Annotated in this window: 1 protein-coding gene; it reads right to left on the reverse strand. The window is 58.8% G+C overall.

Features of this window, described 5'->3' with window-relative positions; translation table 11 throughout:
* Positions 1–519: chromophore lyase CpcT/CpeT (locus tag NW858_RS11515; RefSeq protein ID WP_414520546.1), on the reverse strand; the 519-nt coding region annotated here is incomplete at its 3' end.
* Positions 520–631 lie beyond the last annotated feature (112 nt).

Here is a 631-nt window from a genome sequence, read left to right on the forward strand (position 1 = left end):
ATACAGATCCGTTTCCGGGTCGCGGCCATGATCCAGGCTGTGGAAGTAGTCGGCCCCAATCTCGAACTCGCTATAGAGGTAGGTGGTTCTGCCCTTGCGCTCGACGATACAGCCTTTGCCGGGCACGCTGCGGCCCCGGTAGCAGGATCCCGTCCACTCCACCTGGGTTACACAGCCGGGCAAGAGTTCCAGCTCTGCCGCCGTCAGGCCAGCCAATTGCTCCAAGTTCCGACCGGCACATTTGTAGGCCTCTGGAGAGGTCAGGGCGTAGTTTTGGATGCGGATCCCGTCGGCGGTCTCGAAGAGATGGATGACCCGCTGCCGGTAGGGCTGGTCGGGGTAGATATCGTACAGTTGCTCCACGTAAAACCCTATCCCCTGAAACACTGACCACGGCAGGGGGCACTGGTAGACGTGAATATTGGCAAACCAAACCGGCTCGGCCATCGCCTGGTGCAGATTGTTGAAATGTCCGGCCATCCAAGTGGCCAGTTGGGCCAGTTGCGGCGAAACCGACATAGCGCGGGCAAAATCCTAACCAAGGGCAAACCTATTATCCAAGACGCTCGTCCTAGCTGCCAAAGCAAGCCTTCAGGCCGCGAGCTAGAGTAGAAGGATGCAATCCGTTGCC

It is taken from the genome of Synechococcus sp. H55.10 (assembly GCF_047502715.1).
Lineage (GTDB): Bacteria > Cyanobacteriota > Cyanobacteriia > Thermostichales > Thermostichaceae > Thermostichus.